The following is a 19,810-nucleotide window of genomic DNA, read 5'->3' as shown; positions in this document are numbered from 1 at the left end:
ACTGGTGACAGGCGCAAAACGAGCGGCACTCCGGTCGGCGCAAAAAAGAGCGACAGAAGGAGCTTTTCCGGTTTTCTGGCGTCGCAGCATTGCATTTTGCAGTGCAACCCCTCTTGTTGCGATGCGGTAGGCCGGCGAGTCGCGCGATTTTATTCGCGCTTCGAAAAAACTTGATGCCACCTTCGCCTGAGGGGTTGCGCGCCTCAAGCAATTGCCGTATCGAAAATCTGTAACGTTTCAGATTCTGGGAGGAACGAAATGCGATACCAACTCATGACTGCTGCGCTGGCTGCGACGGTCGCGCTGCAATTTGCCGGCCCGGCGGCCGCGACGGATCTGGAAGTCACCCATTGGTGGACCTCCGGCGGCGAGGCGGCAGCGGTCGCCGAACTCGCCAAGGCTTTCGACGCAACCGGCAATCACTGGGTTGACGGCGCCATCGCCGGCTCCGGCGGCACGGCGCGGCCGATCATGATCAGCCGCATCACCGGCGGTGACCCGATGGGCGCGACCCAGTTCAATCACGGCCGGCAGGCGGAAGAATTGGTGCAGGCCGGGCTGATGCGCGACCTTACCGATCTCGCCACCAAGGAAAAGTGGACGGAAATCGTGCAGCCGAAGAGCCTGCTCGACGGCTGTACCCTCGACGGCAAGATCTATTGCGTGCCCGTCAATATCCACTCCTGGCAGTGGCTGTGGCTGTCGAACGCGGCCTTCAAAAAGGCCGGCGTGCCGGTGCCGAAGAACTGGAATGAATATGTCGCTGCGGCGCCCGCGCTTGAAAAAGCAGGCATCCAGCCGCTCGCGGTCGGCGGCCAGCCCTGGCAGGCCTCCGGCGCTTTCGACGTGCTGCTTGCGGCGGTCGGCGGCACCGACGCCTTCCTCAAGGTCTACAAGGACAAGGACGCGGAATTCGCCGCCGGGCCCGAGGTCGCCAAGGTCTTCAAGGCCGCGGACGATGCCCGCAAGATGGCCAAGAACACCAATGTGCAGGACTGGAACCAGGCCACCAATCTGGTCATCACCGGCAAGGCGGGCGGCCAGATCATGGGTGACTGGGCGCAGGGCGAGTTCCAGGTTGCCGGTCAGGTCGCCGGCAAGGACTATACTTGCCTTCCGGGCCTCGGTCTCAACGAGATGATCGCCACCGGCGGCGACGCTTTCTACTTCCCGCTGCTGAAGGATCCCGAAAAATCGAAGGCACAGGAAGTGCTGGCCCACACGCTGCTCGATCCCAAGACGCAGGTCGCCTTCAATCTCAAGAAAGGCTCGCTGCCGGTGCGCGGCGACGTCGACCTCAAGGCGGCGAACGACTGCATGAAGAAGGGGCTCGAAATTCTCGCCAAGGGCAATGTCATGCCGTGGACCGACCAGCTGCTTTCGCAGGATACGCAGAAGCAGAAGGAGGATCTTTTCTCCGAGTTCTTCGCCAAGCAGGACATGACCGTGGAAGATGCGCAGAAGCGCTTCGCCGCCATTGTCGGTTCGGCCGATTGAGCGATCGACCGACCGCCTCACTCCCGCCCCTGCAAACGCAGGGTCGGGAGCTCGGGTCAAGGCCTCTTGACCCTCCGGCCCTTACCCGATCCAGCGCGGCTGTGCAGATGAGCAAGAGCGAACGCCCTAGCCAACTCTTTCGCAACCTCAATGCGAAGATCGCCTCGATCCCAATGATCCTCACCGCGCTGGTGATCTTTGTCGGCGGCAGCGCGTGGACGGTGCTTTATTCCTTCACCAGTTCGAAGCTCCTGCCACGGCTGAATTTCGTCGGGCTCGACCAGTACTACCGGCTGTGGTCGGTGCCGCGCTGGCTGGTCTCGATCGAGAACCTGCTGATCTACGGCGTGCTGTCGCTGCTGTTCTCGCTGGTGATCGGCTTCCTGCTTGCCGCCCTGCTCGACCAGAAGATCCGGTTCGAGGACACGTTCCGGACCATTTTCCTCTATCCCTTCGCCCTCTCCTTCATCGTCACCGGCCTCGTCTGGCAGTGGTTGCTCAACCCCGAGTTCGGGATCCAGGGAGTGGTGCGCAGCCTCGGCTGGACGAGCTTCAGCTTCAATCCGCTCTATGATTCCAGCATCGTCATCTACGGCATATTGATCGCCGCTCTCTGGCAGGGCACCGGGCTCATCATGTGCCTGATGCTGGCCGGCCTGCGCGGGATCGACGAGGATATCTGGAAGGCAGCGCGGGTCGACGGGATACCGACCTGGAAGACCTATCTGTTCATCATCATACCGATGATGCGGCCGGTCTTCATCACCACGCTCGTCATCATCGCTGCCGGTATCGTCAAGATCTATGACCTGGTTGTCGCCCAGACCAGCGGCGGGCCCGGCATCGCCTCCGAAGTCCCGGCCAAATATGTCTATGACTACATGTTCTTCGCCCAGAACCTCGGTCAGGGGTTCGCCGCCTCGACGATGATGCTGCTGTCGGTGATCATCGTCATCGTGCCGTGGGCCTATCTCGAGTTTGGAGGCAAGAAGCGTGTCTGACCATACCGTTTCCTTGCCGGCCGGCCCCGGCACGCTCGAAGCCTACGGGCCGAGCGGGCCGAAGCCGCGGCATATGTTCTCGCGCCGCAACATCTTCCTCTACGGCACGCTCATCGTGGTGGCGCTCTACTATCTTTTGCCGCTCTATGTGATGGTGGTGACGTCGCTCAAAGGCATGCCCGAGATACGCCTCGGCAACATCTTCTCGCCGCCGATGGAGATCACCTTCGAGCCATGGGTCAAGGCCTGGTCGAGCGCCTGCACCGGGCTCAACTGCGACGGGCTGTCGCGTGGCTTCTGGAATTCGGTGCGCATCACGATCCCGTCGGTGATCCTGTCGATCGCGCTCGCCTCGGTGAACGGCTATGCGCTTGCCAACTGGCGCTTCAAAGGTGCCGACACCTTCTTCATCATCCTGATCGTCGGCGCCTTCATCCCCTATCAGGTGATGATCTATCCGATCGTCATCATCCTGCGCGAAGTCGGCCTCTACGGCAGCCTCAGCGGCCTGGTGATCGTCCATTCCATCTTCGGCATGCCGATCCTCACACTGTTGTTCCGCAACTACTTTACCTCCATGCCGGAGGAGCTGTTCCGGGCAGCGCGTGTCGACGGCGCCGGCTTCTGGGGCATTTATTTCCGCATCATGCTGCCGATGTCGCTGCCGATCTTCGTCGTCGCCATCATCCTGCAGGTGACCGGCATCTGGAACGACTTCCTGTTCGGCGTCGTCTACACCCGCCCCGACACCTATCCGATGACGGTGCAGCTCAACAACATCGTCAACTCGGTGCAAGGCGTGAAGGAATACAACGTCAACATGGCAGCCACCATCCTGACCGGCCTGGTGCCGCTGATCGTCTATTTCCTGTCCGGAAAATTGTTTGTGCGCGGCATCGCCGCCGGCGCGGTGAAAGGATGATGGCGATGAACGCAAACGGCAGCATTGCGGCAAACGGCACCAGCGTCTCGATCCAGAACCTGTCGCTGAATTTCGGTGCGATATCGGTGCTGCAGACGCTCAACCTCGATGTTGCCGAAGGCGAATTCATCGTGCTGCTCGGTCCGTCCGGCTGCGGCAAGTCGACCTTGCTCAACTGCATTGCCGGGCTGCTCGACGTTTCCGAAGGCCGCATCTTCATCAAGGGCAAGAACGTCACCTGGGAAGAGCCCAAGGATCGCGGCATCGGCATGGTGTTCCAGTCCTACGCGCTCTATCCGCAGATGACGGTGGAGAAGAACCTGTCGTTCGGGCTGCGCGTTGCCGGCCTCGCCAAGGACGAGATCGCCAAGCGCATCGCCCGGGCCGCCGAGATCCTGCAGATCGAACCGCTTTTGCATCGCAAGCCGGCGGCGCTGTCCGGCGGCCAGCGCCAGCGCGTGGCGATCGGGCGCGCACTTGTGCGTGACGTCGATGTCTTTCTGTTCGACGAACCGCTCTCCAACCTCGACGCCAAGCTGCGCGCGGAATTGCGCGTCGAGATCAAGCTGCTGCATCGCAAGCTCGAGAACACCATGATCTACGTCACCCACGACCAGATCGAGGCGATGACGCTGGCCGACCGTATCGCGGTGATGAAGGGCGGCGTCATCCAGCAGCTCGATGCGCCGCAGACCATCTATAACCGGCCGGTCAACCGGTTTGTCGCCGGCTTCCTCGGCTCGCCGGCAATGAACTTCCTCGACGGCAGACTGGAGCAAGCGGCAGGCGACTGGCACTTCGTCGCCGAGGATGTGCGGATACCGCTTGCCACCTATGCTTTCGAGAAGGACCCGGTGCCAGGGCCGGCCGTGTTCGGCATCCGCCCCGAGCACGTGGCGTTCAACAGCGGCACGGGATGGCCGTTCGCAGCCACGGCAAATGTCGAGGTCGTCGAGCCCATGGGTTCCGACACGCTGGTCTGGCTGAAGCTCGCCGGCCAGAATTTCACGGTGCGGGTGACAGCCGAGCGCACGCCAAACAACGCCGAGGCGGTCGGCATCGGTTTTGACCCGATGCGCGCCTCGCTTTTCGACGCCGCCACAGGTAACCGCCTCTAGAGCATGATTTAGCCTCCCAAGACTCTTCCATTCCCCCAAGACTCATCCCCCCAAAACTAACCATCCACAAGAAAACGGAGAGAGACGATGAACTGGTCATTCCAACTTTACAGCGCCCGCAATTTCCAGCCCTGGGAGGGCGTGCTCAAGATGCTGGGGGAGCTTGGTTACAGCCAAGTCGAAGGGTTCGGCGGCGTCTATGACGATCCCAAGGCGTTCCGTGCCGAGCTCGACAAGAACGGGCTCGCCATGCCGACCGGGCATTTCTCGATCGACGCGCTCGAGAAGGATTTCGACGGCGTGCGCAGGACGGCCGACGCGCTCGGCATCACGCTGCTCATCTGCCCGTTCCTGAATGCCGAGTTCAGGCCGGCCGACACAGCCGGCTGGCGCGGCTTCGGCGAACGCCTGGCCAAGGTCGGCGAGACGGCCAGGAAAGCCGGCTATGGCTTTGCCTGGCACAACCATGATTTCGAGTTCAAGGCGCTCGCCGACGGCTCGGTGCCGCAAGACCACATCCTGTCCTCCGCGCCCGACATCGGCTGGGAGATGGACGTCGCCTGGGTGGTGCGCGGCGGCGTCGATCCGCTGCCCTGGATCGAGAAGCACGGCAAGCGCATCGTCGCCGTCCATGTCAAGGACTTGGCCAAGCCGGGCGAGGGCCTCGACGAGGACGGCTGGTCCGACGTCGGCCACGGCACCATCGACTGGCCCGGCCTGATCAAGGCGCTACGCGCCAAAAGCGCCGCAAAATACTACGTCATGGAACAGGACAATCCCAACGATATCGAGCGCTTCGCCCGCCGCTCGATCGCAGCCGCCAAGACCTATTAGGAGCACATCAGCATGGCAACAAAACTTGGCATCGGCGTCATCGGCTGCGGCAACATCTCGAAGGCGTATTTCTCGCTGGCGCCGCTGTTTCGCGGCATCGAGATGCGCGCCTGCGCCGACATCAACATGGAAGCGGCGAAAGCGCGGGCAAAAGAGTTCAAGCTGCGCGCCGAGACCGTCGAGGGGCTGCTCAAGGCCGACGATATCGACATCATCGTCAACCTGACCATTCCGGCGGTGCATTACGAGGTGTCGAAGCAGATCCTCGACGCCGGCAAGCACGTCTATTCGGAGAAGCCCTTCGTGCTGTCGGTCAAGGAAGGGCTCGACCTGAAGAAACGGGCGGAAAGCAAGGGGCTGCGCATCGGTTCGGCGCCCGACACCTTCCTCGGCGGCGCGCACCAGCTTGTCCGCGACCTGATCGACACCGGCAGGCTCGGCAGGATCACCAGCGGCACCTGTCATGTGATGAGCCATGGCATGGAGCATTGGCACCCCAATCCGGACTTCTTCTTCCAGCCGGGCGCCGGGCCGGTGCTCGATATCGGACCGTATTACATCACCAACCTGATCCAGCTGATCGGGCCGGTGAAGCAGGTCGCCGCCTTTGCTTCGATCCCGATGACGGAACGCATCATCAGCTCGAAGCCGCGCGCCGGCGAAAAGATCCCGGTCTCCACGCCGACGACGATCCACGGCGTGCTGGAATTCGAGAACGGCGCCATGGTGACGCTCAACACCAGCTGGGATGTCTGGAGCCATGGCCACGCGCCGATGGAACTCTATGGCGAGGCGGGCACGGTGTTCGTGCCGGATCCGAACTTCTTCGGCGGCGAAGTGCGCTACACCGAAGCCGCCAAACCGGTGAAGAAGCTGCCGAAATGGCCGCATCCGCTCGGCGTGCCCAACGAGATGCATTCGCAAGGCATGATGGCCAACTACCGCACCGCCGGTTTGGCCGACATGGCGATCGCGATCAGGGAAGGCCGGCCGCACCGCTGCTCGATGGAACTGGCGCTGCATGCCGTCGACGTCATGACCGGCCTGTTGCGTTCGGGCGAGACCGGAAAGTTCGTCGCCATGCAGACCAGCTGCGAGCGGCCCGCGGCACTCGGCGTCAAGGCGGCGAAGGAGCTGCTGGCGAAGAAGAAAACCAAGTAGGCGGCGCACCTCCCAAGCACCGCAAAAAGCCTCTCCCCGTTTGCGCGGGGAGAGGCTAAGGGTGGGCCGGAGTCGACTTGCCCCACTGTCGCGGCGGCAGCTGTCGGCTCGTTTCGATATGAGGATTTCCCATGCCGTATGTTCCCGCCGAAAACCGCTACGACAAGATGGTCTACAATCGCTGCGGGCGGTCCGGCCTGAAGCTGCCGGCGATCTCGCTTGGGCTGTGGCACAATTTCGGCAACGACACGCCGCATAGAACCAAGCAGGCGATCGCGCGCAAGGCGTTCGATCTCGGCATCACGCATTTCGATCTCGCCAACAATTACGGCCCGCCGCCCGGCTCGGCGGAGCGGGCGTTCGGCGAGATCCTGCGGACGGACTTTGCCGGTTATCGCGACGAGCTGATCATCTCGACCAAGGCTGGCTACGAAATGTGGGCAGGGCCTTATGGGGAATGGGGCGGCCGCAAATATGTGCTGGCCAGCCTCGACCAGAGCCTGAAGCGGATGGGGCTCGACTATGTCGACATCTTCTATTCGCACCGCTTCGACCCCGACACCCCGCTGGAGGAAACGATGGGCGCGCTCGATCACGCGGTGCGCTCGGGCAAGGCGCTCTATGCCGGCATTTCCTCCTATAATTCGCAGCGCACCCGCGAGGCCGCCGACATATTGAAGCAGCTCGGCACGCCTTGCGTGATCCATCAGCCGAGCTATTCGATGCTCAACCGTTGGGTCGAGGATGATGGCCTGCTCGATACGCTGGAGGGGCTTGGTGTCGGCTCGATCGTGTTCTCGCCGCTGGCGCAAGGCATGCTGACCGACAAATATCTCGGCGGCATCCCCGATGGCAGCCGCGCCAGCCAGGGCAAGTCGCTGCGCCCGGCATTCATCAACGACAAATCGATCGCCAATATCGAGGCGCTGAACGTCATCGCCCGTCGCCGCGGCCAGACGCTGGCGCAGATGGCGCTGGCCTGGGTGCTGCGCCGGGGCAGGGTCACATCGGCGCTGATCGGCGCCAGCCGGCCGGAACAGGTCGAGGATTGCGTCGGCGCGCTGAAGGCGCTCGACTTCAGCGATGCCGAACTCGCCGAGATCGACACCTTTGCACGCGAGTCGGATATCAATCTCTGGGCGGCGTCGGCCGAGCGCAAGGGGCCGCCGAGGAAGTAGGCGATGACGGCATCCGGTGGCCGAAGGGCGACGGCTTCCGGGACGCTGAGCATAGAATGGCCGGGCAGCTGGATGGGTATTGCAAGAAGGTCGTTTCGTCCGATTCGGGGTTAGGCGATGAATCAGGAAATCCGGCTTTTTGGCGCTATTGCGGTCCGCCCCGCCATTCTAGCTCTCATACCCCGGTTCGAAACGGGCACGGGATTCACAGTTGCGGTCAGGTGGGAACTCAATCCGACAGTAAAGAAGCAGATTGAAGCTGGGGAAGCTTTTGACCTCGTCATCACCAATCCGGACCTGGTTCAGGATCTGACTGCCTCGGGAAAGGTCAAGGCGGGGAGCCAGGTGGCGTTTGGCCGGATAGCAATGGGGGTGGCAGCCAAGGCAGGCAGTCGACCGCTCGATATCGGGTCCGTGGAAGCATTCGAACAGGCGTTGAAGAGCGCCAGATCGATCGCCTTCGCCAGTGAAGGAACCAGCGGTGGCTACTTCTCCGGTTTGCTGGAACGTTTGGGGATAGCGGATGAGGTGAAGCCCAAGCTGGTGGCCATACCAGGAGGGCAGACAGCGCCGGCCGTGGGCCGTGGGGAAGCCGAGTTGGGGGTGGTTCCCGTGACTTCGATTCTCGCGGCCGCTCCCGATGTCGTGCTTGTCGGTCGGTTTCCGGAAGAACTCCAAAGTTACGTCGACTTCGCCATCGGCATCAGCGCCGATTCGACGGACGCAGAAGCTGCCAAGCAGCTGTCGGCATTTCTGATGTCGGCAGCCGTTGATGACATGCTGGCGGCAAGGGGTGTCGAGCGCCGCTAAGAGCGTGCTTGATAAGCAGCGCTGGGAATCCCCTTCTCAAACACGCTCTAACTTTCGGCTGCCTTGAGGTTCCGCGCGGCTTCCTCCAGCGTCGCCCTGTCGTTGCCAAGCCTGTCGATCAGCTCTTGCGCCTGATCACCGGTTATCCCGGTGCGCATCGCCAGTGCCTCGACCGTCAGAACGTCGGAGCTGGCGATCGTTCCCGCCGGAACGTCCGCGTCGTCGAGGCCAAGCTCTTGCTTCGCCTGCTGCCAATGACGTTCATGCGCGCCATCCGGGCGGCCCTCGCGCACCCAGATTTCATAGGCTCGCTGCCGAATTTTTTCATGCCGATCGTCGTCCATGGCGGTTCCTCCCTTGTGGCGTTTTCACCAACGCGGGGAGCGCCGGAACGATCCGATGTTGATGCCGAATTCGCAGACATGCCGGACAAAAGCCGGTTTCTCACCGAACAAACACCGGACATACGCGTTTTGCGGAGGAACCTGCACAGTGGGCCGGCCGTTGAGCCGAGCCTGAGCAAAGGAGATTACAATGGCCGACGAACCGAACGAATCCGCAGCACCGAAGATGACTCAACGTGAAGCTCAGGAAGCCCTGGAGAAGCAGGTCGCGCAGCTGAGGCGCGAGATCAACAAGATCAACCGAACCTTGGCGGAACGCGCGGAAGAGGCGATCGAGGACGCCGGCGATTGGTATGGCAACGCTGCTGAGCGCGCCTCGCGGACGGCACAAGCCCTGCGCAACAGGGCGCAGACGGTGTCCGGGGTTGTCCAGGAGAATCCTGGGACAGTATCGTCCGCCTTCATACTCGGAGCGGCCGTAGGGGCGTTACTGGGCCTCGCCTTGGCCGCCACAGACCAGCGCCGCGATCGCTGGTTTTAGTCCCAACCTAAGGTTCCGGGCAGAAACGGCGGGATTGCTCCCGCCGTCATTCAGCAAATGACACCGGTCAGGGCGTGGCGGGCTTCTGCGCCGTGCCGAGGGCTTTGGGCGCTGCGGGCGCTGCCGTCCTCATCTTCTCCTCGATCCAGCCGGTGTAATTGGCCAGCCGCGTGTAGATGCCGTAGGCGTTCTTGTGGCCGCAGGCGGTGCTGCCGTCGGCCGGACCTTCGCCCCAGCTGACGACGCCGACCTGCATCGGACCATCGGCGCCGGTCATGAACAGCGGTCCGCCGCTGTCGCCATTGCAGGCGTCGCGCTCGCCGCTTGCGGTGCCGGCGCAGATCATGTTGCCGGTCAGCGGATCGGCCATATCGGCTGCAATCGCGTTGGCGGCGGCCTCGATGCCCCTTTCCGAATAACGCATGCGGCGGGCGAGCTCGCCGAGCGCTGCCTTCAAATCATGCGCATAAATCGCCTTGATGCCGCTGTTGCAGGTTGCGTTCGGCTGGAGGTCCAGGTCGGCGACCATCAGCGCGGTGGGAAACGTTCCGTCCTGCATCTTGCCCCAACCGGTGACCGTCGTCTTACCGGTGTCCGGTGTCGGCTCACGGGCAATTTTGATGGTCGGGGCATCGGCCGGCGCGGCCAGCCGGATCAAGCCGACATCGTTGTCCAGCGTCTGCTCGCTATAGCCCTCGTTGACGACGATCTCCGCCGCCTTGTAGCGCTTGCCCTCGCTGAGATCGGTGGCGCCGGTGAGCACGGTAACCATATCAGGCGAAATCGGCTCGCCGTCGTCATTGAGGCAGTGCGCCGCCGTCAGCACCCATTGCGGCGCGATCAGGCTGCCGCCGCAGAACTGCGCATTCGCCTGGGAGGCCGGGCTTTTGTCCAGTTTGCCGGTGGTCAGCAATGCCACCTGGAACGGGTAAGCGCCCTTCTCGGCCTCTTTGCCGCCGTAGACACGATCGGCGCCGTCGGGGTTCTCCGCCCTGGCCTTGGCCCTGGCCTCCGCCACGCGTTTCATCGGCGAGATCGCCGCCTCCGGCCGGGCGACCGCGTCCGTGGCATGAACGGAATTGACGGCCGGCAAGGCCGCCGCGATGCCGAGCAGCGCAGCGGCGGCAATCGGTCTGAACCTATGGATGATCTTCACCTCGAACCCCCTGAGACGATGTTCCCGACAGGTCAGTCGCCGACGCATGATCCACTGAAATGGAACCGGCCGGTGAGATCATGCTCCACGGCGAAGCACGATCCGTCACAAAGCCGAGCACCATTTCTGCTAGTCGTGCTGTCGAGCCAAACCCGCCCAAAATCCTATAGCCCCCCACGGGCTATGTGGAAGCAATTTGTCGTTGCCAATGTTGGATTATTTTAGGCAGTATACCGTTGCAGGCATTTTTGGCGGGGACCTAAACTGGCTGCACTGAATAATGGCCCGGTAAAGGCACCTGTAACCAATTTCATTTTTCTGCGCCACCACGATCTCGACAATATTTCTGTATCTTGATCCAGTTCTTGCTGACTTTTGGGAGAGTCTCACCATGACAAAACTGACACAGTGCATTATTGCGTCCGCGTTGCTTTCCACCGCAATGTGGGCGGTTCCTGCCTTGGCTGCCGATCCAGGTTCCGCCAATGCCGGCAACGGCGAAAGCATGCGGGATGTAACATCGGGCGATTACAAGCCCGGCCGGGCGAAACCGATCGCCCCGCCGAAATTGACCGACGACGAGGCCAACCGCGCCGCGCCGCTCACCGACGAAGCAACGGCGGTCAAATCCTATGGCATCGTCGGCCGCTCCGCCGATGGCAAGAACATCAAGATCGACCCGAACGAGACGCTGAAGGACCTTGTCATCAAGGAAATGAACGCGCCCGCCGAGGGACAGAAGTCCGAGAATTCCGGGCTGAGCGGAGGCGAAGAGGCCGGCCGCCAGGTGTTCGGGACGGACGACCGCGAGCAGATCAAGAATACCAAAACCTACCCGTTCACCGCGATCGGCTATCTCGAAGGCAAATCGAAGAGCGGCAGCTATGGCAGCTGCTCGGCGACGCTGATCGGCCCGCGCACGGTGCTCACCGCGGCGCACTGCCTCTACAGCCACGAAGACAAGGCCTGGCTGGACGATATCCTGTTCGTGCCGGCTCTCAACGGCAAGACTGCCGACGACGCACCGTTCGGCGCCTTCACGTATGAAAGCGCCTATATCGTCCAGGGCTTCATCGACAATTACCAGGGCTTTTACGGCTCGGTCGTGCCGTGGGATCTCGGCATCGTGACCCTGAAACAGGATGTCGGCACCAATCTCGGCTGGCTGGGCTATGCCAATTACGTGGATCTTGGCGACTTCACCGCCAACATCGTCGGCTATCCCGGCGACAAGCCGATGGGCACGATGTGGAAGGCGACCTGCGAAGTGCTCGCCGAACACATCGCCACGGAGTATTTCCAGTACGACTGCGACACGTATCCAGGATCGAGCGGCAGCTCGGTCTACGCCTATGACAATGGCTCCAAGCAGCGCGTCATCACCGGCGTGAACGTGGCCGAGAGCCCGGATGCCAATACCGCCGTGCGCCTGAACGCCATCAACGTCCAGTGGATCAACAGCCTGTACAAATAGGCTTGCAGAATTTCGGCCGCGATCGTCGCGGAAAACCTGCCGGCGGCGGAGCATTTCCGTCGCCGGCTTCGCATTTTTCGGGGATTATCTGGACTGGGCCGAGGGTGGCGCCTGGCGGACATAGTTCTCGATCGGCTGGGCGAAAGTCGGTGAACCGGCCTTGCGCTCCTTGTCGATATAGCCGGCAAAATAGCTCCAGAACGAAGCGGCATAGTCGCGGAAATAGGAGTCGGCGACCTCACGCGAGCACAGCCTGCCTTCGACGCAGAAGGAAAGGCGGTTGAGGAAATAGACGATGCGGTCGAAATTGTCGCTGAACTCGGCAAGCGGCATGTCGCCGCCGGTTGCGCTCATCGCTTCGATGCCGATGCGCTGCCTGAACACCTGTTCCTCGGTCGGCGTCGGATTGGCACTGAGCAGATTGCCGTATTTGGCGTTGAGCGCCGCCAGGCGTTGCTTGAGGGCCCGTTGCGCCTGCTGGTAATCCTTGCTTTCCCAGAGCTCGACCAGCGACATCGTTTGCTCGACGCGCTTCTGCTCCTGGTTCGCCAGGAACTGGTAGACCGAAAAGATCAAGGTGAAGATGATCGCCAGGCGCACCAGCAATCCGGACCAGGCATAGACGAGCATGCGCCAGTCGCGATCGGTGAATGGGTTCGCCTCCTTCTTGACCTCGTGATTGCTCACCCACGGCAGGCCTTCGACGGTTTCCGGCAGCGACACCGGCTTCTTTTGCGGTACCGGCGCCGTCACTGCCTGCTGCGTTGCGTTGCCCCCCGCTTTCGTCATCCGCAGCTGTCCAGTTCTATGGTGGCGGACGGGTCGAGCACGATGCCCGGCGTCTCCAGCTTCTTCTTCAGGCAATCCAGCTGCGCCCGCGAAACGATGAACTGCACGTCAGGCGCCACCTGCGCCTTGCTCGGCGACGGCAATGGTTCGACCACGCCGCGTGAGGTGCAACTGCTGAGATCGACCACGACGGCGGCGTTGCCGGTTTTGGCGATCTGGTCGTACTGGTCGAGAAAGCAGCTCGCCAGTTCGGAATTGATGACGACCTCCTTGGCGCAGAGGCCGCAAACCTCGTCCGCCGAAGCATTCGCGGCCAGCAACAGCCCGGCGACAAGGCCGGCGGTTGTTGCGCGCCACGAAAATACGATCCTGTCCACGAACGCCCTCATCCGTTCCGTTCGGCCGCCGACAGCGGCGGTCGAAGAATGTTCATTATCAGCCGATTAGGCAAGAGGCCCGGCCGGGCACCTGACCGCGCCTCAGGCGCGCGGCACCGTCTCCATCGGGAAGATCATCACGGCGCCCTTCGATCCCTTGTCGTCGGTGAGCCGCATGGCCGAACGCGTCGCCGGCGCCATGCCGATATCGGCCAGCATGTCGGCGAAGCTTGGCTGTCCCAGTCCCCGCGTTACCGAGACAACCCCCTCTTGCGCCAGGAAGCTCAGATCCTGCTTCTCGCTCTGCGGCGGCGCCTCGGTCAAGACGGCGATCATCCGCTCCATGCCGAAGCTGGTGTCGGTGAATTTGAACAGGCCTTCCTCGAGCACGGCGCCTTCGGTCAGGCGCTCGGCAAGAAAATGCTGGATGGAATAGTCGGAGCCGACATAGAGCACGTTGATGTCGATCAGGTTGGTCGAACCGTTCCTGGCCAGGACGTGGACCTGATCGTCGGGCGAAACACGCGGCACCGTCGACGGTTCGATCGGCTGCAGCGTGTCGCTGTCAAAACGCTTGATCCGGAACTCGACGCTGACCTCTTCCGGCCGATAATCGGAAGCGGCGGCCAGCCTCGACAGTCCGATGGCGCGGAAGATTTTCGTCAGATTCCCTGCGGCGGCCTCGATCAACTTTTCGCGGCCGTCCGGATGAATGACGATCGACGGCGGCTTGCTGCCGCCCTTGAGCGTCATGTCGCCCGAAGTCGGCAGGAACCACAGCGCCGGCGCGTCGGTGGCATCTTCTGCGGCGCCGGTAATGGCGTTCTCGCGCAGCACTGCGAGACGCAGATCTGCGCTCTTGCCCGGCTCGACCAGCGCGATGTGGAACCCTGAGCTCTCCCTGGCCGCCAGTTCGTCGAGAACCGAGTTCGCCAGCGCGGCCACTTTCTCGAGGCCTTTGGCCGCTGCCGGCCGCGCGACCACGAGCTTGTAGTCGACGGCGAGCTCGGCCAGTCGCGCATAGGCATTGGCGGGGATGTCGGCCAGCTTGAGCGCCGGCTTGCCGCCGAACTCGACCGGCTTGACCCGGCTTTCCAGGTTTTTCGCCGACTGCACCTGGAGATAGCCAAGCGCCTCGGACAGCGGCGACAGCGCCGACGGCAATATTGCGAGCCTGCTGCCGGGGGTGAGGCGATGCAGCAACCCGGCGCCGATCGTGGCTTTGTCGTTCTCGATGACGATCGGCCATTGCATGACCGCCTCGGTCTTGTCGGTGCCGAAGACGCGTGCGTCGAGTTCTCCCTCGAACAGCGGCGTTGGCCGGGTGCGTCCGTCCGCCGAATATTGCTGCAGCACGGCCTGGCCGAGCTGGCGATAGGTGATGTTGGGGTTCTCGGCCAGTTTCGACAGGATGGTGAAGGTGAACAGCCCGAAACGCGGCGCATCGGCCGTGCCCTTGGGCAGCGGCATCTCGGGCGTCGTCTCCACCGTCTGCGCCGCGTAGAAGGCGACCAATTTGCCCTTGGTGGTCGGCTCGGCGCCGGTCGGCGTCAGCTTGAAGGCCGGCTTGCGCTGCCCGTCCTCGTCAAAGCCGCGCGGCGCGGCCGACGCAATCTCGTCATAGGCTCTCACCGCAGCCGCCCTGGCAGCGTCGTCGCCGCCGACCAGATCGGCGAACTCGACCTTGCGTTCCAACTCGTCGTCGACCTCGGCGGCGCGCGTCGCCGTGCCGGAATGGCAGCAGTCGAACACGGCCCAGATAAAGGCGCCCTTGTCGCGAATAGCGTCGAGCGCGGTGCCGATCTCGTTGTCGACCAGCGCATTGGGCACGCCCTTTTCGCGGTTGACCCATTTGTCGATGTCGGACGGCAAGAAAATCTCGTCGAGGCCGTCCGTCTCGTCGCCCTTGTTCGCTGCCGGCTGCTGCGCGCCGTGACCGGACAAATGCAGGTAGACGAAATCGTCGCGCTGGACCTTGGCGGCAAGATCGGCCAACGCCGCCTTGATCGCCGCATGTGTCGGCGGTCCGTTGGCGCCTTCGACATCCTTGGCGAGCAGCGTGGCGTTTTCGGCCAGGAATTTTACCGGCGCGGGCGTGTTCCCCAGGAGGTAATCGCGCACCAGGCCGGCATCGTTTTTCGGTCCGATCAGCCAGTTTTTCTTCGGCAGGTTCGGATAATCGGTGCAGGCAACAAGCAGCGCATGGTAGGTGCGCGCCGCTGCGAATGCCCGAAACGGCACCAGGCCGGCAGCGGCCAGCGCGGACGTGCCGGCAAGCAGCGTCCGCCGCGTCACTTTGATCATGATTGCTTCCCCAAGCCCGATCGAATTTCCAAGCACGGCCAGCCTGGCCGAGGATTTTGTCAGTATTTTGAATATGGCGCCGCCGGCCAGCCGACCACCGGCTGCGAATAGAAACAGTAGCAAAAATGGCAGTTCGTCGCTATCTCAGTGGAAGAGGTCCGACTGCTTGCGAAATGGCAGCGATCGGCACGGAGCGGCTTGGAACAGGATCATGGCGGCAAGGGATGTACTGACGAAGAACCAGCTTTGCGTTCTCGAGAAGCTCGAGGCCGCCAGCGGCCCGCTCAGCGCCTATACGTTGCTCGACCAACTGCGCGAGCGCGGTTTTCGCGCGCCGCTGCAGGTCTACCGGGCGCTCGACACGCTGGTGAAATCCGGCTTCGTGCACAGGCTCGAAAGCCTCAATTCCTTCGTCGCCTGTGCCGAGCCGCACGACCACAGCCATTCGATGACGGCGTTTGCCATCTGCGACACCTGCGGCCAGGTGACCGAGTTCTCCGACCATGATGTCGGCCACCGGCTCGACGAATGGGTGCGCTCGACCGGCTTCGCCGCCAAGAAGGCGGTGATCGAGTTTCGTGGGACATGTGCGAAGTGTTTGGCCGAGGCGGCTTGAGGCCGGAGCAACGCGGCGAAGGCGGAGCAAGGTTTTCCGAGCCCTCGCCGGGTGTTCCCGGATCGGCTCAGTAGGGAAAGGGTCTCCTTGAGGTATGCCGGATGTGCAGGATCTCAATTGCGTCGGCACGGGCACGATAGAAGACCTTATAAGGGTAGCGGCCTATGAAGAGGACGCGAACGCCAGGGATGTCGGTCGCGTGACCGCTTTCGGGAAATTCGGCAAGTCGCGAAATCCCAGCGTGGATCCGAGAAATGACTGAAAGGGCGCCCTGAGGCGCCCGCTCTTCGAGGTAGTTGAAAATCGCCTCGCGTTCGGCAAAGGCTTGCCGCGTAAATCGGACCTTCATAGCCTGCGGCGGGTGTCGGCCGCGCGAACGGTATCCTCATCTACGAAAGTGCCGTGATCGGCCTCTGCTAGGCCCGCTGTGACCGCGCTGCGCTCTGATTCCGACATCGCATACACGCCAGTCCGCCGCGCCTCGATGACGCGGGCGTAATCAGCAAGCTCCTCCTGGTCTTCGCGAGGCCAAGCTTCCGCATGCCTTACCAGATTCTCAAGTGCCTTGGTGATCATACGGGCACTATAGCATACCGCTGCTGCTCGTGAACCTTGAACCGAACATGGCTCTGTGGCCCGCCTTAATGCGCCTCTTCCCAGTTGTTGGCGGCGCGGGCGTCGACGTGCAGCGGCACCGACATCGACACCGCCGGCATGGCGGCGTTCTCCATGACGTGGCAGACGACCGGGATCGTCGCCTCGACCTCGGCTTCGACCGTCTCGAAGACCAGTTCGTCATGCACCTGCAGCAGCATGCGGGCGGAAAGCCTGGCTTTTTCCAGCGCCTCGTCCATACGGATCATGGCGCGGCGGATGATGTCGGCGGCGGTGCCCTGCAGGCGTGCGTTGATCGAGGCGCGCTCGTTGAACGCCCGGACCGAAGGATTTGACGATCTGATTTCCGGATAGTGGATGCGGCGGCCGAAAATGGTCTCGACGAAGCCGTGCTCGCGGGCATAGGCCTTGGTCGCATCGATATAGTCGCGGATGCCGGGAAAGCGCTCGAAATATTTCTTGATGTAGTCGCCGGCTTCCTCGCGCGCGATCGACAGCTGGTTGGCGAGGCCAAAGGCCGAAATGCCGTAGATGATGCCGAAATTGATCGCCTTGGCACGGCGGCGCACTTCCGAAGGCATGCCCTCGACCGGCACGTTGAACATTTCAGACGCGGTGATGGCATGGATGTCGGCGCCGTCGGCGAAGGCCTGCTTGAGCTGCGGGATTTCGGCGACGTGGGCGAGCACGCGCAATTCGATCTGGCTGTAGTCGGCGGAAACCAGCTTGTTGCCCTTGTCCGCGATGAAGGCCGTCCTGATCTTTCGACCCTCGACGGTGCGCACCGGAATGTTCTGCAGATTGGGATCCGAGGACGACAGCCGCCCGGTCGTCGTCGCGGCAAGCGCGTAGGAGGTGTGGACGCGCTTGGTGTCGGGATGGATGAAGCCGGGCAGCGCATCGGTATAGGTCGATTTCAGCTTGGTCAGCTGGCGCCAGTCGACGATCTTGCGCGGCAATTCGTGGCCTTCGGCGGCGAGGTCTTCGAGAAGCTGCGCCGAGGTCGACCACTGGCCGGTCTTGGTTTTTGAACCGCCGGGCAGACCCATCCTGCCGAACAGGATGTCGCCGAGCTGTTTTGGCGAGCCGATGTTGATGCGTTCGCCGACCAGCTGGTAGATTTCGTCCTCAAGCCGTGCGGCACCCTGTGCCAGTTCGCCGGAGAGCCGCGACAGGATCTGCCGGTCGACGGAGATGCCGCGCTGTTCCATCCGCGCCAATACCGGCACCAGCGGCCGTTCCAGCCGTTCATAGACCGAGACCAGGCCCTTGGCGGCAAGCCGTGGCTTCAGCACCTGCCAGAGCCTGAGCGCGACGTCGGCGTGCTCGGCGCCGTAAGCCGTCGCCTTGCCGAGGTCGGCCTGATCGAGGCCGACGAAGCTTCTTCCCGAACCGGCCAGTTCCTTCAGCGGAATGGTCGCGTGGCCGAGCCATTTATCGGCCAGCGCCTCCAGGCCATGGCCACCGTGGGTGCCGGCCTCGAGCACGTAGGAGATCAGCATGGTGTCGTCATAGGGGCCGACCTCGATGCCGTGACGGCTCATGACGACAAGGCGGTATTTCATGTCGTGCACGATCTTGAGGACGGATTTGTCCTCGAGCAGCGGCTTGAGCAACGCCAGCGCGTCGCGGACCGGGACCTGGTTTTCGACCGCGCCGCCGCCGAGCAGGTCGCCATTGCCGTTTTTGTGGGCAAGCGGCACGTAGGCGGCGTGGCCAGGCGCGACGGCCATGGCAAGGCCGATCAGTTCTGCCCGCATCGGATCGGGCGAGGACGTCTTAACGTCGAAGGCGACAATGCCTCTCTCCATCGCCTCGGCGATCCAGGCCTTCAGCGTCGCGGCGTCGCGGATGCAGGCGTAGGCGCCGGTGTCGATCTTGCGGGCGGTGGCAGCCTCCAGGCGAAGCGCCGAAAGCAGGGATGGGGTGTCGCCTTGCTTGGCTGCGGCCGGAGCTTCGAGTGCCGCTTCGTCCGACGGCGGTGCGCTCTCGGCGGCCGCGGGCACGCCAAAACCCATATCGGGGCCATGCGCGGTATCGGCACGCTCTATGGTGACGGGGGTGGCTGGAACGTCGCCGGCGTCGGTTCCGGTCGCTTCGGCCACGCGGCGGGTCAGCGTCGAGAATTCCATGGTCTTGAGGAAGCCGATCAGCCTGGGGCCGTCCGGCGCATGCAATACGAATTCGTCAAGCCCTTCGGTCACCGGCACGTCGTTCTTCAGCCTCACCAGGTCACGCGAAATGCGTGCCTTGTCGGCATTGGCGATGATCGATTCGCGCCGCTTGTCCTGCTTGATCTCGCCGGCGCGGGCGAGCAGCGTGTCGAGGTCGCCGAACTGTTCGAGCAATTGCGCTGCCGTCTTCGGCCCGATGCCGGGCACGCCCGGCACATTGTCGACCGAATCGCCGGTCAGCGCCTGCAGGTCGATCATTTTCTGTGGCGGCACGCCCCATTTCTCGATCACCTCGGGAACGCCGATCTGGCGGTCCTTCATCGGGTCGTACATGGCAACCGTTGGGCCGACCAGTTGCATCAAGTCCTTGTCGGAAGAGATGATGGTGGTGTCGGCGCCGGCTTCGCAGGCAAGCCGGCAATAGGTGGCGATCAAATCGTCGGCCTCGTAGCCTTCCGTCTCAAGGCATGGCAGGTTGAAGGCCCTGGTCGCCTGGCGGATCAGGCCGAATTGCGGGATCAAATCTTCCGGCGGCGCCGAGCGGTTGGCTTTGTATTCGGGGTAGAGGTCGTTGCGGAAGGTCTTCGACGAATAGTCGAAAATCACGGCGAAATGCGTCGGCACGATGCCGACATCGGTGTTGCGGGCGTCCTGCGTCAGCTTCCAGACCATGTTGCAGAAGCCGAGCACGGCACTGGTCGGCAGCCCGTCGGACTTGCGGGACAGCGGCGGCAGCGCGTGATAGGCACGGAAGATGTAGCCGGAGCCGTCGACAAGGAAGAGATGATCGCCTTTTTTCATGGCACGAGGGAATAGCGCGGCGCAGCGCCGCGGTCCATGCCAAAGGCGGCTTGCGCCAAGGGTTCCGGCAACACCCTGACAAATGGCGTGCGAGCCTG

General features: G+C 62.8%; 18 protein-coding genes. 11 read left to right on the top strand and 7 right to left on the bottom strand.

What is annotated here, in order from left to right; genetic code table 11:
- Positions 1-258 precede the first annotated feature (258 nt).
- The 8 genes from NKJ55_RS01510 (at position 259) to NKJ55_RS01475 (ending at position 8,521) form a co-directional block, all read left to right on the top strand.
- Positions 259-1,497, top strand: coding sequence for an ABC transporter substrate-binding protein (locus tag NKJ55_RS01510; RefSeq protein WP_352448364.1), 1,239 nt, complete (start codon positions 259-261; stop codon positions 1,495-1,497).
- Between the two features lie 107 nt (positions 1,498-1,604).
- Positions 1,605-2,498, top strand: a complete 894-nt coding sequence (locus NKJ55_RS01505) for a carbohydrate ABC transporter permease (RefSeq protein WP_352448363.1) — start codon at positions 1,605-1,607, stop codon at positions 2,496-2,498.
- Positions 2,491-3,420 (top strand): carbohydrate ABC transporter permease, encoded by a 930-nt coding sequence (locus NKJ55_RS01500; RefSeq protein ID WP_023675222.1) that lies wholly within the window; start codon positions 2,491-2,493, stop codon positions 3,418-3,420. Before NKJ55_RS01505 ends, NKJ55_RS01500 begins: the two co-directional genes overlap by 8 nt.
- Positions 3,421-3,425: 5 nt before the next feature.
- Positions 3,426-4,538: an ABC transporter ATP-binding protein gene (locus tag NKJ55_RS01495; RefSeq protein ID WP_352448362.1), complete on the top strand. Its 1,113-nt coding sequence runs from the start codon at positions 3,426-3,428 to the stop codon at positions 4,536-4,538.
- Positions 4,539-4,625: 87 nt separating this feature from the next.
- Positions 4,626-5,372 (top strand): sugar phosphate isomerase/epimerase family protein, encoded by a 747-nt coding sequence (locus NKJ55_RS01490; RefSeq protein ID WP_023675224.1) that lies wholly within the window; start codon positions 4,626-4,628, stop codon positions 5,370-5,372.
- A 12-nt stretch (positions 5,373-5,384) separates the two neighbouring features.
- Complete coding sequence (locus NKJ55_RS01485; protein WP_352448361.1) at positions 5,385-6,533, top strand: Gfo/Idh/MocA family protein; 1,149 nt, start codon at positions 5,385-5,387, stop codon at positions 6,531-6,533.
- A gap of 131 nt (positions 6,534-6,664) precedes the next feature.
- Positions 6,665-7,711 carry an L-glyceraldehyde 3-phosphate reductase gene (mgrA, locus tag NKJ55_RS01480; protein WP_352448360.1) on the top strand — a complete coding sequence of 349 codons (1,047 nt, stop codon included), beginning with the start codon at positions 6,665-6,667 and terminating at the stop codon, positions 7,709-7,711.
- A 117-nt stretch (positions 7,712-7,828) separates the two neighbouring features.
- On the top strand, positions 7,829-8,521 hold the full coding sequence (locus NKJ55_RS01475) for a molybdate ABC transporter substrate-binding protein (RefSeq protein WP_352448359.1): 693 nt from the start codon (positions 7,829-7,831) through the stop codon (positions 8,519-8,521).
- A 47-nt stretch (positions 8,522-8,568) separates the two neighbouring features.
- On the opposite strand, the gene NKJ55_RS01470 is transcribed toward NKJ55_RS01475, so the two are convergent.
- Positions 8,569-8,865: a DUF2934 domain-containing protein gene (locus NKJ55_RS01470; protein ID WP_352448358.1), complete on the bottom strand. Its 297-nt coding sequence runs from the start codon at positions 8,863-8,865 to the stop codon at positions 8,569-8,571.
- 190 nt (positions 8,866-9,055) lie between these two features.
- On the opposite strand from NKJ55_RS01470, the gene NKJ55_RS01465 reads away from it, so the two are divergent.
- Positions 9,056-9,406, top strand: coding sequence for a hypothetical protein (locus NKJ55_RS01465; protein WP_352448357.1), 351 nt, complete (start codon positions 9,056-9,058; stop codon positions 9,404-9,406).
- 67 nt (positions 9,407-9,473) lie between these two features.
- Here the strand turns inward: NKJ55_RS01465 and NKJ55_RS01460 are convergent, their stop codons facing one another.
- Positions 9,474-10,562: a S1 family serine peptidase gene (locus NKJ55_RS01460; RefSeq protein WP_352448356.1), complete on the bottom strand. Its 1,089-nt coding sequence runs from the start codon at positions 10,560-10,562 to the stop codon at positions 9,474-9,476.
- A 391-nt stretch (positions 10,563-10,953) separates the two neighbouring features.
- Here NKJ55_RS01460 and NKJ55_RS01455 point away from each other — a divergent pair, with 391 nt between their 5' ends.
- Positions 10,954-12,036, top strand: coding sequence for a trypsin-like serine peptidase (locus NKJ55_RS01455; protein WP_352448355.1), 1,083 nt, complete (start codon positions 10,954-10,956; stop codon positions 12,034-12,036).
- An 84-nt stretch (positions 12,037-12,120) separates the two neighbouring features.
- Here the strand turns inward: NKJ55_RS01455 and NKJ55_RS01450 are convergent, their stop codons facing one another.
- The 3 genes from NKJ55_RS01450 to NKJ55_RS01440 form a co-directional block, all read right to left on the bottom strand.
- Positions 12,121-12,825 carry a DUF4760 domain-containing protein gene (locus NKJ55_RS01450; RefSeq protein ID WP_352448354.1) on the bottom strand — a complete coding sequence of 235 codons (705 nt, stop codon included), beginning with the start codon at positions 12,823-12,825 and terminating at the stop codon, positions 12,121-12,123.
- Positions 12,822-13,202, bottom strand: a complete 381-nt coding sequence (locus tag NKJ55_RS01445; RefSeq protein ID WP_352448353.1) for a hypothetical protein — start codon at positions 13,200-13,202, stop codon at positions 12,822-12,824. Before NKJ55_RS01445 ends, NKJ55_RS01450 begins: the two co-directional genes overlap by 4 nt.
- A 102-nt stretch (positions 13,203-13,304) precedes the next feature.
- The gene (locus NKJ55_RS01440) at positions 13,305-15,506 is read right to left on the bottom strand and encodes a caspase family protein (protein WP_352448352.1); all 2,202 of its coding nucleotides are present in this window, start codon (positions 15,504-15,506) and stop codon (positions 13,305-13,307) included.
- Between the two features lie 211 nt (positions 15,507-15,717).
- Here NKJ55_RS01440 and NKJ55_RS01435 point away from each other — a divergent pair, with 211 nt between their 5' ends.
- Complete coding sequence (locus tag NKJ55_RS01435; protein WP_023675234.1) at positions 15,718-16,122, top strand: Fur family transcriptional regulator; 405 nt, start codon at positions 15,718-15,720, stop codon at positions 16,120-16,122.
- Positions 16,123-16,189: 67 nt separating this feature from the next.
- Here NKJ55_RS01435 and NKJ55_RS01430 read toward each other — a convergent pair whose 3' ends face one another.
- Both NKJ55_RS01430 and polA read right to left on the bottom strand, forming a co-directional pair.
- Positions 16,190-16,471: a type II toxin-antitoxin system RelE/ParE family toxin gene (locus tag NKJ55_RS01430; protein ID WP_352448351.1), complete on the bottom strand. Its 282-nt coding sequence runs from the start codon at positions 16,469-16,471 to the stop codon at positions 16,190-16,192.
- A 292-nt stretch (positions 16,472-16,763) separates the two neighbouring features.
- Entirely contained in the window at positions 16,764-19,712 is a 2,949-nt protein-coding gene (gene polA, locus NKJ55_RS01425) for a DNA polymerase I (protein WP_352448350.1), read from the bottom strand.
- Positions 19,713-19,810: the final 98 nt, after the last annotated feature.

This window comes from Mesorhizobium sp. M0106, from assembly GCF_040322715.1.
Classification (GTDB): Bacteria; Pseudomonadota; Alphaproteobacteria; order Rhizobiales; family Rhizobiaceae; genus Mesorhizobium.
The sequence above is the reverse complement of the archived record's forward strand: the minus strand, read 5'-3'. Positions and strand labels throughout refer to the sequence as shown.